11 protein-coding genes and 3 pseudogenes are annotated in these 14,158 nt (G+C 69.0%); 12 read left to right on the top strand and 2 right to left on the bottom strand.

Features of this window, described 5'->3' with window-relative positions:
- Window positions 1-627: 627 nt before the first annotated feature.
- A pseudogene (locus tag OG802_RS35525) lies at window positions 628-1,047 on the bottom strand (carboxymuconolactone decarboxylase family protein); the annotation flags it as partial.
- A gap of 181 nt (window positions 1,048-1,228) precedes the next feature.
- Here OG802_RS35525 and OG802_RS35520 point away from each other — a divergent pair.
- The 4 genes and pseudogenes from OG802_RS35520 (at window position 1,229) to OG802_RS35505 (ending at window position 3,624) form a co-directional block, all read left to right on the top strand.
- Window positions 1,229-2,118, top strand: a pseudogene (locus OG802_RS35520) (RNA polymerase sigma-70 factor).
- Window positions 2,119-2,217: 99 nt separating this feature from the next.
- Window positions 2,218-2,523, top strand: a complete 306-nt coding sequence (locus OG802_RS35515; RefSeq protein ID WP_329417907.1) for a hypothetical protein — start codon at window positions 2,218-2,220, stop codon at window positions 2,521-2,523.
- A gap of 387 nt (window positions 2,524-2,910) precedes the next feature.
- Window positions 2,911-3,239, top strand: a pseudogene (locus OG802_RS35510) (transposase family protein); the annotation flags it as partial.
- A 91-nt stretch (window positions 3,240-3,330) separates the two neighbouring features.
- Complete coding sequence (locus OG802_RS35505; RefSeq protein ID WP_329417905.1) at window positions 3,331-3,624, top strand: hypothetical protein; 294 nt, start codon at window positions 3,331-3,333, stop codon at window positions 3,622-3,624.
- 529 nt (window positions 3,625-4,153) lie between these two features.
- Here the strand turns inward: OG802_RS35505 and OG802_RS35500 are convergent.
- Window positions 4,154-4,804: a TetR/AcrR family transcriptional regulator gene (locus OG802_RS35500; protein ID WP_329417917.1), complete on the bottom strand. Its 651-nt coding sequence runs from the start codon at window positions 4,802-4,804 to the stop codon at window positions 4,154-4,156.
- Between the two features lie 174 nt (window positions 4,805-4,978).
- Between OG802_RS35500 and OG802_RS35495 the strand changes: the two genes are divergently transcribed.
- The 8 genes from OG802_RS35495 (at window position 4,979) to OG802_RS35460 (ending at window position 14,100) form a co-directional block, all read left to right on the top strand.
- Window positions 4,979-6,439: an MFS transporter gene (locus OG802_RS35495; RefSeq protein WP_329417902.1), complete on the top strand. Its 1,461-nt coding sequence runs from the start codon at window positions 4,979-4,981 to the stop codon at window positions 6,437-6,439.
- A gap of 566 nt (window positions 6,440-7,005) precedes the next feature.
- On the top strand, window positions 7,006-7,776 hold the full coding sequence (locus tag OG802_RS35490; protein WP_443055480.1) for a leucine-rich repeat domain-containing protein: 771 nt from the start codon (window positions 7,006-7,008) through the stop codon (window positions 7,774-7,776).
- Window positions 7,777-8,067: 291 nt separating this feature from the next.
- Window positions 8,068-8,706 (top strand): SMI1/KNR4 family protein, encoded by a 639-nt coding sequence (locus OG802_RS35485; RefSeq protein ID WP_329417899.1) that lies wholly within the window; start codon window positions 8,068-8,070, stop codon window positions 8,704-8,706.
- 361 nt (window positions 8,707-9,067) lie between these two features.
- Complete coding sequence (locus tag OG802_RS35480; protein ID WP_329417896.1) at window positions 9,068-10,021, top strand: ArsR/SmtB family transcription factor; 954 nt, start codon at window positions 9,068-9,070, stop codon at window positions 10,019-10,021.
- Between the two features lie 239 nt (window positions 10,022-10,260).
- On the top strand, window positions 10,261-10,641 hold the full coding sequence (locus OG802_RS35475; RefSeq protein ID WP_329417893.1) for a hypothetical protein: 381 nt from the start codon (window positions 10,261-10,263) through the stop codon (window positions 10,639-10,641).
- A 171-nt stretch (window positions 10,642-10,812) separates the two neighbouring features.
- Window positions 10,813-11,109, top strand: coding sequence for a hypothetical protein (locus OG802_RS35470; protein ID WP_329417890.1), 297 nt, complete (start codon window positions 10,813-10,815; stop codon window positions 11,107-11,109).
- A complete protein-coding gene (locus tag OG802_RS35465) occupies window positions 11,106-11,489 on the top strand; it encodes a fic family toxin-antitoxin system, toxin component (protein ID WP_329417888.1) in 384 nt (127 codons plus the stop codon). Before OG802_RS35470 ends, OG802_RS35465 begins: the two co-directional genes overlap by 4 nt.
- A gap of 211 nt (window positions 11,490-11,700) precedes the next feature.
- The gene (locus OG802_RS35460) at window positions 11,701-14,100 is read left to right on the top strand and encodes a DEAD/DEAH box helicase (RefSeq protein ID WP_329417886.1); all 2,400 of its coding nucleotides are present in this window, start codon (window positions 11,701-11,703) and stop codon (window positions 14,098-14,100) included.
- Window positions 14,101-14,158: the final 58 nt, after the last annotated feature.

Below are 14,158 nucleotides of genomic sequence, written 5' to 3'. Positions count from 1 at the left end.
GTTAGGCCTCGGCAAGCCGAGGCCTAAAGAGCGAATTGCGCAAGCGCAATTCGGATTCCGGCGCAAGCGCCGGAATGGAATTCCGCAAGCGGAATTTAAAAGGCGAGGCAATTCGCGCAAGCGCGAATTGTGGGCACCCGCGCAAGCGCGGGCACCTGCGCCGGCAGTAGGGGAGGTGCATCGCGCGCGGGCCTGTGTAGGGTTTGGGAATCCCAGCCGTCATCCGTGCAGCGAAGATGACGGGCCGTCGGCCTGACGGGGTGCTGGTCCCACCGCAGTGACGGGTTCCGCTGCGCTCCACCCGAACACCTCCCCCACCCTCGAAACCGGCCGCTCACGTTCACCAATACTCCGTCAGCATACACGCTTAACCCTCCAGGTGCCGCAGAATCCGCCACCGCATCACCCTGGGCGAGCGAACCCACTACTGGAATGGTGCATCACGCTGGCTGGCTGTGTAGCTTTTGGGGCCTGGCTGCACCACCAACCCCGGCGAAAAACTACCGGAAGAATTCGAGAGTGCGCGGCCGTTAATTGCCCAGGGGTGGCCGTCACTCCGCATGATCCGGTACCTCCGCCCGTCGAATTTCGGCGCTCGCATATCAGGACTTCCGTCCTGTGGCTGCCGAGCCGGTTGGTCGCGTTGATCATGGCGACGAGGGAGACGAGAGCGATGGCCTGCTCCTCGTCGTAGTGCTTGCGCACCTGGGCCCAGGTCTCGTCAGTGACCCCTGCATATCCGTCGATGATGCGGGTCCCCTCCTCGGTGAGGGCCAGCGCGGCCCGCTCGGCGTCGGTGAACACGGTGGAGTGCCGCCAGGTGGCGACGAGGCTGAGCCGGGCCGCGTCCTCGCCGGCGGCGGCGGCGTCCTTGCTGTGGATGTCGACGCAGAAGCCGCAGCCGTTGATCTGGCTGGCTCGCAGCTGCACCAACTCCTGGGTGGATTTGGGCAGCGGCGACTCCTGGATGACCTGACTGACGGCGTAGATCCGCTTGCCGACCTTCGTGCCGAGCTCGGTGTCGAACAGGTTCATACGGGTTTCCATCGGGGCTTCCTCACTCATGGAATCGTGTGGCTGATGCCCATGAGGCGCCGGTCGCCGCGCTCCTGTGACACGGGGCGGATGTGACGTGTGCCACGGGGTGCGGCTGTCACAGAACCGGGGTCAGCAGCGTCCCGTGTACGACACGCACCACAGGTGGCGAGACGGAAGTCGGGAGCTGACGATGGTGGACAGGGATGCCGGTACCGATGCGGGGGCGGCCACGGATAGCTTCATTGCCCACCGCAATCTGCTGTTCACGGTGGCCTACGAGATGCTGGGCTCGGCGGCCGACGCCGAGGACATCCTCCAGGAGACGTGGCTGCGCTGGTCGGGCGTCGAGCACACCACAGTCCGCGACCCGCGCGCCTTCCTGGTCCGCATCACCACCCGCCAGTCCCTGACCCGCCTTCGCACACTCCGCCGCCGCAAGGAGTCCTACGTCGGCCCGTGGCTGCCCGAGCCGCTGCTCATCGCGCCCGACGTGGCCGAGGACGTCGAGCTCGCGGACAGCGTCTCCATGGCGATGCTCCTCGTACTGGAGACCCTCGCGCCGACCGAGCGTGCCGTGTTCGTGCTGCGGGACGTCTTCGACCTGGACTACGACGAGATCGCGCAGGCCGTCGACAAGACCCCGCCCGCCGTCCGCCAGATCGCGCACCGCGCCCGCGCCCACGTCGCCGCGCGCCGCCCTCGCGGGACGTCTCCCCGTCCCAGACCCGCGACGCGCTCGCCGCCTTCCAACAGGCGGTGGAAACAGGCGACTTGACCGGACTCCTCAACATGATCGCCCCGGACGTCGTCCTCCTGACGGATGGCGGCGGAGTCGTCCGGGCCGCCGTGGAACCGGTGGTGGGCGTGGCCGACGTGACCGAGGTCCTGGCCAGGCTCAGCGGCGCCCTTTTGCAACCGACCCTGGTCAACGGCCACCCGGCCCTGATCATCCGCCGCGACGGCCGGATCGACACGATCGTGGCCCTCCGTCTGGACGCCGGCCTCATCACCGGCCTTTACGCCGTCCGCAATCCCGAGAAGCTGTCACGCATGAACCGCGAGACGGCGATGGGCCGCTGACGGGGTTCGCATGGCGTGCGTCGGGGGCATTGACCACGCCGTGGAGGCCGGCGCCCGAGCTGACGGCCCGTCTCCGGGGGCAGCAGCGAGGGGGAAGGCGTGCCACAGGACATCGACTTCGACATCCGAATTCCGTCCTGGACGAGCCCGGAGCGTTCCGCGGCCCGGGAGCGCAACCTGCTGTGGGCCCGCCGCATGCGCCTTGCCCACCTGGCGCAGGAAGCGACCATCCGGTACGTCGACGTGATCTGCGCCTACCTGCGCGGCATCTACGACTGGCACCGGGTGGCAGTCCGCTACGCCTGCGAGGTCTCTGGGGAAGCTTCCCCTGACACGACGGGCTACCTCAACGTCAGCGATCTAGCAGCCGCCGTGCCGACCCGTCCCCCGGACGCCGCGCGGTGAACTCGGCTCGGACCCGGACCCACCAAGATCAAGTACTGGCGGCATTTGGCCTTACCTCGCTACCCCTACGAGAACCGCGTCAGCACCCTCACGCCGACCGAACCATGATCGTTCTCACCGATAACCGCTGTACCGCTGTTCCCCGAGGCAGGCGTTCGCCGGCGCCGCCCAAGGTGGAGTCACTTCTCACCTACCAAACGAGACCCTCCGGCTGCCAAGTGGAGCCAGAACTCACCTACAAACGGAGTCAACGAACACTTACGAAGCCACACACCTTCCGCTCCGACACCCCCAGGGAGGTACTGATCAACCGGGCACGCCCAGACGTCAGTTCATCCCGCGCATCAAAACCCGCAGACGCTCCACCTCCCGGTCCCGAGCAAAAGCCGCCGGCACCCCCTCCCCCGACAACGCCACCACCCCGCTCTCCGGCTCCGCCCCATGCACGCCCCACACCACCAGGGCGTTCCCATACCGCCGACCGCGCCTACATGGACGCCGGACCATGAGTGACCACACCCATCAGAGGTCCACCCGGCCGTGACCTCACACCCACCCAGCGAACCGTCAACCGCGCGCTCTGCGTGGCACGGGCACCGGTGGAACGCGGTGTAGCGCGACTGAAGTCCTGCCGGATCCTCCGCAGGACCCGGTGCAGCCCGAATCGAATGTCGTCAATCGCCGCAGCCGTCCTCACCCTGGAGCGGCACCACTGAAAGAGCTCAATAACCTGCGGCCGCAACGGCATGCGCCTGCCAGAGTCAAGACGCACTCACTGGCGAACAATGAGGGACAAGGAGGCACATCATGCCGGAGCCCCGATCGGCCCTTCAGGGCATGGGGACGGCCATGTGGTCGTCCGAGGACGGAACAGCCTACGAAGTCGCCCTGGAGGGCATCAACCACGTCGTCGGCGCCTACTCACGGCTGATCGCCGAGGCGGAGGCGGCTGGCGCCACGGAGCGAGTCGAGAACCTGTCCGCCGAACAGCGCCGCTGGGCCGCTCGCCGCAAGAGCATCAGCCCCGCCGACCGGACCGAGGTCGACGCGGTCACCGCCGAGTGCGCCCGGCCCCTGGCCGAGCTGCGGGGTACTGCATGACCGAGGTGGACCGCGCCCTGTCGTCCCCCGTGATAGAAGTGGAAGACCGTGCCACGCCGACGCACCCATGGCTGAGCTCGCCTGCCGTTGACCAGCTCCGCGAGCATCCCGAGGTCGTACTCGCCGAGATCCCGGGCCTGTTGGAGCGACCGGCCGAGGTTCCCGGCCCGTGACCCACGCGGCGTACGCACTCTCTGGTTACCCTGCTCGCACTGACCGCGTGCGCGGTTGTGGCGGGGGCGACCTCCGTGCCGGCGGTCAGCGAGTGGATCGCCGATGCTCCGTCCCACATCCTTCAACGCCTCGCGTTGCTCACCGGTACGTCGATGCGGCCCTACTGGTCCATGGTGGCAGCGATCAGGCGCTGCGGGTGGGGGCCGCTTTTGCTCTCGGAGTGCGGGGAGTCACCTCGCTGCCTCGCGGTGATGGCGATCGGCATGGGCTGTGCGGGCTTTGCCGCGGCTCAGCGGTCGGGTGCAGGTTGGTGGTCGGGCCGGCGCGTGAACGGCGACTCAGCGAGGTTTCCGGGTCACTTGGTTCCGGCCTGAAGGCGGAGGCCTGACAAGGTCAGGTCCAGTGCGGCGACGAACTGGTCCCTGTCGTCGTGCCCCGCGAATTCGTCGGCGATCTGGTGCACGAACGGAAAATCGACGCCGTCGAGCGACCGCCACTGCTCGACGAAGCGGTCGAGGTACGCGTCGCGGTCCATGTGGCCGTCGAGCACTTCCTTCGGGATCTCCGCGCCCAGGTCGGCGGCCGTGCCGATGACAACGCCCGTGATCGCCGACACTGCGTGGAAACGCTGCCGCGGCGTGAGGTCGAGGCGGAGGGTCTGCTGGCCGAGCTTCTCGTACAGCCGCAGCGAGTGGCCCTGCACGTCGGTGTTGCGCATGAAGTACGCCGTCAGCCAGGGCCGGTCGACGATCGCGTCGAACAGCGTGATGGCCATCGCACGGAGGTCGGCGATCGGGTCGTCGCTCTGCGGATGCCCCTCGACGAGGGCCAGGGCCTCCCCGATCGCGTGGTCGGTGGCGCGGTCGAGCAGTTCGTCCTTGCTGGAGACATACCAGTAGATGGTGCCGACGCCGGTGCCGAGACGGGCGGCGAGCGCGCGGAAGGTCAGTGCCGGTGCGCCCGCCTCGTCGAGCAGGGCCACGGCTGCGCCGAGGACAGCCTCCAGCGAGTGCGAAGCACGCTTGCGCCCACGGGGAGAGCCTTTGGAGGGGAGCGTTCGCGGGCCTGTCATGGCATCCATCCAATCACAGCTTGCCCTCGTATCGAACGTCGTTCTAGTATCGAACCACGTTCCAACATCGAACGTCGTTCGTTGCGGCGTTCAGGGAGGGGGCCGGCCATGACCGCCGTCACCGATTTCGCTCCACCTTCAAGCCGTACCTATCCGTCGCTGCGCGCGGCCTGGGTCCCCCTGGCCGCGCTCTGCCTGGCCTTCTTCGTCGAGATGGTCGACAACACGCTGCTCTCGATCGCGCTCCCCACCATCGGCCGCGACCTCGGCAGCGGCACGACCGCCCTGCAATGGGTCACCGGCGCCTACTCGCTGACCTTCGGCGGCCTCCTCCTCACGGCAGGGTCGCTCGCCGACAGGCTCGGGCGACGGCGGGTGCTGCTCGTCGGCCTCGCCGTGTTCGGGCTGCTCAGCCTCTGCGTCGTCGCCGTCGACTCCGCAGGGCAGCTCATCGCGCTGCGTGCAGGGCTCGGCATCGCCGCCGCCGCCATGGCGCCCATCACCAACTCCCTCGTCTTCCGGCTCTTCGACGACCAGGCGCTGCGCATGCGCGCGATGACCCTGATGATCGTCGTCGGCATGTCCGGCTTCGTCCTCGGCCCGCTGCTGGGCGGCACGGCCCTCGCCCATGTGCGCTGGGAATGGCTGCTTGTCGTCAACGCGCCGATCGCGCTGGTCGCGGCCATCGGCGTGCGCCTCGGGGTAGCCGCCGACCGGCCCGAGGACCTGACCAAGGACCGGCTCGACCTGCCGGGCGCCGTCCTCAGCCTCCTGACCATCGGCCTGGCCTGCTACTCCCTGACCAGCGGCGTCGAGCACGGCTGGCTCTCCTCTGCCACCCTCACGTCGGTCCTCGGCGCCGTGGCGGCCGGCGTGGCGTTCGTGTGGCACGAGCGCCGCAGCGCCGCGCCCATGCTGGACCTCAAGATCTTCTCCAGCGGCACCGTCCGCGGCGCGGCCATCGCCCAGACCGGCACGTCCATCGCGATGGCCGGCGTGATGTTCGGGCTGATCCTCCACTTCCAGTACGCCTACGGATGGAGCCCCGTGCGCGCAGGCCTCGCGAACCTGCCGATCATCGTGACCATGATCGTCGCGACGCCGCTGTCGGAATGGCTCGGCAAGCGGTTCGGGCACCGGGTCGCCTGCCTGGTCGGCGCGGCCTGTCTGGCCACTGCTCTGGCCGGCCTCGCCTGGGGCGTCGACCACGGGTACGCCGCCATCGCCGTCTCCATGGTCGTCATGACGATCGGGCTGCGCACCGTCATGACGATCTGCGCCATCGCCCTGGTCGACGCCATGCCGGCCAACCGCACGTCGATCGGCGCCGCCCTCAACGACACCGCCCAGGAGGTCGGGACCAGCGTCGGCACCGCTGTCGTCGGCACCCTGATCGCCGCACTGGTCACCACCCGACTGCCCGCGGGCGTATGGAGCGGCGACCTCGTGCAGTCCTTCTTCCGAGGCGAGCGGATCACCTACGCCGTACTCGCGGTGATCGTCGGTCTGATCGCGGCAGGCGGTGCGCTCACGCTCACCGACTCCCACTCCGTCGAAGAACCGGCCTGAACCATCGCGGGCGGGGCCGGTCGAGCAGGCCTGCGGCGGCCGGACGCCGCACTCATCCTCCCCGGCCGCATGGAGGGAACCCTGTGTGCACGTGCTTCGGCCTCTGCACCCTGACGGAGACCATCGAGGGTACGAATGTCCTCCACGACCGGATGACGGCCTCCGGCCCTGCCGGTTGGCGCAATCGCCCGCCGCGACCCGCCAATTGGGCCGTGCGCCACGACTCCTGCACACGCGCCGGCTGATCTCGGACACCGTCAGGCCCCCGGAGCGTTTCGTGCTCCGGGGCCTGACGCCTCTTCGAGTCCGTAAGGGCGCCGGCCGTGGAACTCGCGGCCGTAGGCAAGCTGGGGGCGGACTTCCCGGGCGGCGGCTTCGCAGGCGGCGCGGGCGCTGCCGCGGGCGATCAGCAGGGGGCCTGGCCCGGAGCGGAACGAACGTCTCCTGGTCGGTCTCGTCGGGTCGGGGACGTCGGCTGCAAAAGCCTGAGACGGTCTGCGGCAACCTCAACCTCCGTATCTTGGCGCCATGACCGACGAGGCAGAGCCGCGGCTCAATCTGAACCGCTGGGGCGGCACGTCCAACGCGACCCCGGAGCGCAGGGGCCCCGCCAGGACGCATGCTGGTGCGTCGATCAATCCAGGCCGCATCCGCGAGCCCGAGTCGGATTCCACGCCGAACGGCAGGACACCTCGGCTCCGGGCTGGCGCCACCTGCTGGAGCTGATCGACGAGGCCGCCGCCGACGGGCGCGAAGAGTTCCGTCCTCTGACCGAGCTCAGTCCGCAAGAGCGGCGGCAGATCATCACCCTGCCGCCGAGCATCGCCCGGCTGACAGCGGTCAGGCACCTCGTGCTCTATGGCAGCAACCTGGTCCGGATCCCAGCCGAGATCGGGGCCATGACCTGTCTGGAGGAGTTCACCCCCTACACCTCCTACCGGCTGCACTGGTTGCCCTACGAGATCACCCGATGCCGGAAGCTGACCCGCAGCACGGTGAGCACCCGCGTGTTGTTCGGCAACTACAAGCTGCGCCCCCCGTTCCCGCAGCTACAGCCTGCCCTCGACTCCGTCGCCGACCTCGATCCGGGAAACCTTGATCCTCGGCACTGGGGCGCCACCGCCATCACCGGCTGCAGCGTCTGCGACCGCGCGATCGAACAGAGCGGACTCCACCAGGTGTGGATCTCACTGCGCGTGGCCACTGACGTACTGCCCCTGCTGGTCAGCGCCTGCTCGACGGCGTGCGTCGCCGCCCTGCCCGGCGGTGCTCGCGACTACATCCCCACGCCGCACAAGGGCGGCCGAGTCGACCAGCCGGCATCCGACTGGGACTGACCTGCACAGGAGACTGAGGCGGATGTGGACGGAGCGGCTGCTTCTGCCAGACTCAGACAGGCCCCGTCAGCCACCACGTCCAAGGCCGTCCAGAGAAGCATGCTCGCCTGCATACTTCCCCGATGTGCGGCCCCCTCGACGGTGTGCCGTTGGAGGTTCTCTTTCGTGGCCTCGATGTTCCCGGCAGACGGAGCATGCTCCGCGCATCCGCGGGCGGGCGGCGGGCGTGAGCTACCTGCGCGGGCCGGGTCCCTCGGCAATCCAGCGCAATCCGACTCGTAGCGTTGTCATATGACCGACGACCTTCATGTTGTCCTTGCCCGCCTCGACGCGTGGCTGGAGGCCAACGCGCCCGCGGACCACGCCGCCCTGAACCCGCCCGCCGCGCAGGACGACATCGACGCCATCGCCGACCGCCGGTTCTCCCTGCACCCTGACCTGGTGACGTGGCTGGGACATCACGACGGGGTCACCGCCACGAAGGGCCATGGCGGTCCCGGCGTGATCCTCCCCGGAGGGTTCATCCTGCACGGCGCCGAGGGAATGCGTGCCGGTCAACGAACGATGGAAGAAGCGATCGCCGAATGGGTCGACGAAAACGAGTCGGAGGACCCCGGCCTGCGGGACATCTACGACGGGATGTACGGGTACGCGTTCCATGTCCGATGGGTTCCGCTCGCCACGGACATCACCGGGGGTGAGCTCATCCTCGACCACCGTGGTGGAGACCGGTTCGGAAACGTGCTCTACGGTCTGCACGCGGGGGACACGGAGGGTCCGGTGAAGGTCTGGGACAGCCTGTCGTGCATGTTCCAAGACCTTCTCGTCGCCCTGAGTGAGGGGACGGAGATTCGTCTGCCCGGCTATGCAGATCCGGTGACCCCGCACCTGTCCGGCACCGGCACCGATGCCTTCGTGAGGTGGGAGTAGGACAGGGCTGCGTCTGAGACATGACGCGTCGGGCGCAGTCTTGACGGGCGGTCAGGAATCACACCGTCAGCCCGAGGTCACCAACTGACCATGGCCAAGGCCGGCGAGGGACCCGGCAGCTTGAACGACTGAAGACGCCGGTCGGCGTCTTCACCCTCGGTCCGGTTGAGTACGGGCGACCGAGCCCACGTGCTCCGGGGTTCAGGCCCACTGAGATCCAGGTCTGAGCGGCTGTGGCCAGATTGATCATTGTTTGGCTCCCGTCCGGGACTGAGACTGCTGTGGGCCGAACAGTGACGCGATGACGGGGCGCTCGGTGAAACGCATTCACTTCACGGCGGAGGACTTGGTCCGGACTCGCGTGGCCAGGACGATCGGCGTGGCGGCGGAGACGTTCGACAGTGTGAAGCTGTTGACGGACCGCGACACCAGTCTCGCCTTCCGCCGCTGGCACGTATCGGTACGTGGACGGCTGGGCGAACAGGCCGGCCCGCTCGCCGCGTTGATGCCCGGACGAGGTCCGCTGCTCGACGCGATGAGCCTGATGGGAGACACGGCATCCATCGACGAGGCGGTGGACAACCTGATGGCGGCCCCCCGCGCCCTGATGCGCATCGAACTGGAGAACATCGACTTCCGCCCCGTACACCGATCCTGGGCCCGGAACCTGGTGGACGGCGACCGGGAAGCTCGCGTCCAGGTGGCCGCGGCGCTCAGGGCCTGTCACAGGATCACCGTCGCCCCCTACTGGAGCAGGGTGCGTTCCCATCTGGGCGAGGTCCGTGCCGCGTACGTGGGCACGATGGCCGACGGTGGGGTCGAGCAACTCCTCACCACACTCTGCGGTTCGTTGGTCCGCTGGCGGCCGCCGGTGCTCGAAGTGGTCCACCCGCACGACGCGGACATCCATCTGAACGGCCGGGGTCTCGTCATCGCGCCGACAGTGTTCTCCACACAGCAGGTCGAACTTCTGTTTCCGCCGATGGACCCGGCCCGGGCACCCATTCTGGCCGTCCCCACCCTCAGTGGGACCTCGCTCGACACCGCGCTGTGGGAGGGCGTCGGCGAGTCCACCGCCCCGTCGCTCGACGACCTGCTGGGGCGTACCAGGGCCGCAGTGCTGAGGGCGACCGTCGGCGGATGCGGCACTACGGAGCTGGCCCGCCGCCTGAACATCTCGCCGGCGACCGCGAGCCACCACGCGAGGGTGCTGCGCAATGCCCGCCTGGTCACCACCCGGCACGAGGGCAAGACGGTCCTCCACACCGTCACCTCACTGGGCATCGCCCTGCTGGGGCAGAGCCCCCTCGCCTGACGTGGGCCGTCAAGCTTCTGACCGACTGCATCTTGACCCCCTTGTCTCCATGCGACCGCAGTGGCGGTCCCGTCACTCCGACCGGTCCCTTCGTGTCAGAAACCGGTTCCGTCGGAGGACGACCCCCGACGTTTCGAGGACCATCGAAACGTGCCGGCCCTGGAGGTCCCCCGTGCCAGGCTGATCCCGTCAGCACGAAGACAGCCTGCGGCGACGCAGGAGACCCACCAGGGGGGAACATGCACAAGATGTTCAGTGCCGCCGCGGCGTTCGCGACCGCGGCCACCGCGGTGGTGGCGATGGGCGGGGCGGCCCAGGCCGCGCCGGCGGGCAACAGCACGGTGTACGGATGCCTCCCCGGCAACGTGTGCATCTGGCCCGAAAGCGTCTGGCCGCAGGAAAACCCGCACCCGACCAACCAGTACTCCAGCTACGGCGCCCACAACCTGAGCAACCAGTTCGGTTACCACTGGGTCCTCAACAACCAGTACGGCGGCGCCACCGCGGACCTGTGCAACAACTACGGCGGCACCAACTGCGGCGAGCACCTCGCGCAGGACGAGTGGACCTACACGTACCTCACCCCCATCAACTCCATCAAGCTCAACCGGCCGCGGTGACCCGGGCGTCCCTGGGCCGGTGACCGCCGAGGGTCTTCGCCGGCCCCCGGGCCCCCGCTGCCCCGGCACCGCCCGCGCGGCGACGCGGGGGTGATCCAGGCGAGCCCGATGCCCGGGGACGGGTACCGTCCCGCATCGACCACCAACGGTACCGCTGGTACCGTTGGTGCCATGTCGGATCCCAAGGCGATGAATCTGCGTTTCCCCGACCCCGCGCAGCGGACGGCCATCGCGGCGGCTGCCAAGCAGGCAGGGGTGAGCATGCAGGAGTACATCCTCTCGGCCGCCTACGAGCGGGCGACCGCGGTGGAGCAGCGGTTCCTGGAGGGCTTCAAGGCGTCCATGGCCCGCAGCGGCGCGGCGTTCGCGGCCGAGGCCGGCAGCCTCGACGCGAGCGCGGAGCAGCGGGAGAGCGAGCGGGAGGCGCTGCGGGAGCTTCAGCAGCGGGGGCAGGGCCACGCCGCGTGAGCGAGTACGAACTCCAGCCGCTCGACGTGACGTTCCTGCTGCACGCCGCCGAGCTGCTCGACGGCGATCCCCAGGTCGACGATCTGGGGCCGCTGTATGCGGCGGTCGCCCGGGTCAACGCGCGGGCGATGGAACGGGACATCTACGGCTCGCCCTGCCTGAAGGCCGCCGCCCTGCTGCAGACCCTGGTGAAGCTGCCGTGCCTGGAGCACTCCAACGAGGCCTTCGCCTGGCACGCGACCGAGGCGTACCTGCTCCTCAACGGGCACAGCCTCGCCTACGGGCCCAAGGAAGCCGTCGCGCTGGTGCGCGACGCGGCCACCGGAGCGCTCGGCGTCGCCCGGATCGCCCGGCAACTGCGCGACTGGGCCACCGCCTGACCCGCGGCAGCCGGACCGGTCACCGTCGCCGTGACCCTCGCCGACGACCGCGACCACGTCGTCATGGTCGGTCGTGGGCGGTCGGCACGGGCAGGTGGACCGCCCTTCGGCTCCGAGTGGCGAGCAGCTGGTGCGTACAGTGTTTCCCGCCGGGAAAGCAGCAGGTCAGCCGTGGGTGGCCGGGAGCGGTGGGCGAGGAGGGCACTGAGCAATGCCCGTGAAACTGCGTGATCATCAGGTCGAGGCCGTTGCCGCCGTCGTGCGGGGGCTCGACGTGCCGCCGGGCGGTATCCCCTCCGCTGGTCTGCGGGGGCAGGTGCACGCTGCTTGTGGGACCGGTAAGACCGTCATCGCTGCCGCGGCGGCCAGGCGGTTGGTGCCTCGCGGGCGCGTTCTTGTTCTCGTGCCCACGCTGGATCTGCTGGCGCAGACGGTGAAGGCGTGGCATGAGGTGGGGCATCGGGGGCCGGCGGTTGCCGTGTGTTCGCTCCAGGACGATCCGGAGTTGTGGAACCTGAGGGTGCGGTCCACGACGAATCCGATTCAGTTGGCGCTGTGGCACGGTTCCGGGCCGGTGACCATGTACGCGACGTATGCGTCGTTGGGTGTGCTCGCGGAGGCCTTCGAGGGAGCCTACGGGCAGCGGCTGGATCCGGTGGATCTGGTGGTGGTCGACGAGGCGCATCGGACGAGTGGGTCGATGGGCAAGGCGTGGGCGGACGTTCATGATCAGAGCGTTGTTCCGGCTGATCGACGGTTGTATCTGACGGCCACGCCGCGGATCTGGCAGGAGCGTCTGGAGCGGGAGGTTCCCGAGGGGGTTCGTGATCCGCTGCCGCGGGAGATGGCGGCCTCCATGGACGACGAGAAGGTCTTCGGGCCCGTCCTGTACAAGTTGTCGCTGGCGTCGGCGGTGTCGCGTGGGCTGCTGGCCCGGTATCAGATCATCGTCGTCGAGCTTCAGGATCCGGTGGTCACTCCGGAGCGGCTGATGAGCGAGGCCCGGCACACGGAGGAGGTCCGCGGGCAGCGGCTGGGGGCCTTGCAGGCCGCCCTGCTGCACACCATGGCGCAGCATGATCTGCAGACCTGCATCACGTTCCATCATCGGACGATGGAGGCGCAGGCCTACGCGGAGGGGCTGGAGCGCGTCTCGGCCGCCCTGTACGCGGACCGGCCCCGGGAGTATCCGGAGCGGATCTGGGCTGACTGGCTGTGTGGCGAACACGCGCCCGCGCATCGGCGGAAGGTTCTGGGCTCGTTCGGGACTACGGGGCAGCGTGCCGTGTTGTCCAACTGTCGTGTGCTCGGGGAGGGCATCGACATCAGGGCCGTCGACAGCATCGCTCTGCTGGATCCGAAGGGCGCCCCGCATGACATCGTCCAGGCCATCGGTCGGGCGCTGCGTCAGCGGCCGGGGCAGGGGAAACTCGCTTCGTTGATCGTGCCGGTGTTCCTTCGGCCTGGTGAGCGGCCGGAGGACATGTTCACCTCGGGGTCGTACCGGCCGTTGGTGAAGGTGCTGGAGGGGCTGCGGGCGCACGACGAAGAGGCCGTCGAGTTGCTGGCGATCCCGCAGGAGCCGCAGAGGGGCGTGGCGCAGCCGTCCTTGTTCATCGGTCCGCCGCCCGGGGAGGGGGAGGTCGATTCGCGTCTGCTGTTGCGGTTCGCCGCTCCCCGGGATCCGGTCATGATCGCGGACTGGGTGTCGTTCAACGTCATCGACACCGAGCGTCAGGACTGGGCGCGGGGCTGGGCGGCGTTGAAGAGGTTCGTCGAGCGTGAGCTTCACGCCCGGGTCCCTTATGGGCACAAGGAGGGCGCGTACCCGCTGGGGCAGTGGGTCGCGGAGCAGCGGCGGGCTTACGGGGCCGGTCAGTTGGGTGGTCGGCGTGTGGCGCGGCTGGAGGAGCTCGGCATGCTGTGGTCGCCTGCCGACGAGCGGTTCCAGGCGAATCTTCAGGCCGCCAAGGCGTACTACGAGCAGCACTGGACGCTGTGCGCGCCTCGTTCGGCCGTCGCGCTGGACCGGCCCGTGGGTCAGTGGTTGTCCAACTTGCGCCGTCCCGGGGCTCTGGACGGGCATCCCGAGTGGCGGGCGGCGCTGGAGGACGTGGACCCGGACTGGAATCCGGCGTGGCCGGCGGACTGGCAGCGGCATTACGCCGCGCTGCGTGAGCTCGTGCGCGACGAGGAGGGGGCGACGGAGGTTCTGCCGGGGTTCACCGTGCACGGCATGGACATCGGGCGGTGGCTGGCCCGGCAGCGCGGGCCCGAGGTGTGGGCTGCCCTGGCGGAGGGGCAGCGTGAACGGCTCGAACGGGTCGGTGTGACGCCTGCGGCTGCGTCGCAGGGGCAAGCGGCGTCTTCGAAGTCGTCGCCCGTCCCGCCCATGACCGCTTTCGAGCGGGGTCTGGCGGCCCTCATGCAGTACAAGACGCGCGAGGGGTCCGTGAAGATCCCCCGGGGCCATGTCGAGCGGCTGGACGACGGTACGGAGGTCAGGCTCGGAGTGTTCCTGTCGAACCACAAGACCCGGCGCGCGAAACTCACTGCGGACAGGCTCGCCGCGCTCGCCACGCTGGGGCTGGACTGGGCGCGGCAAGGTTAAGGAGTGGGGTAAGTTTACGGTTAAGCGGTACGGCACTAGCGGGTCCTGACGTGAAGGT

The organism is Streptomyces sp. NBC_00704 (assembly GCF_036226605.1).
GTDB lineage: Bacteria > Actinomycetota > Actinomycetes > Streptomycetales > Streptomycetaceae > Streptomyces.
The sequence above is the reverse complement of the archived record's forward strand: the minus strand, read 5'-3'. Positions and strand labels throughout refer to the sequence as shown.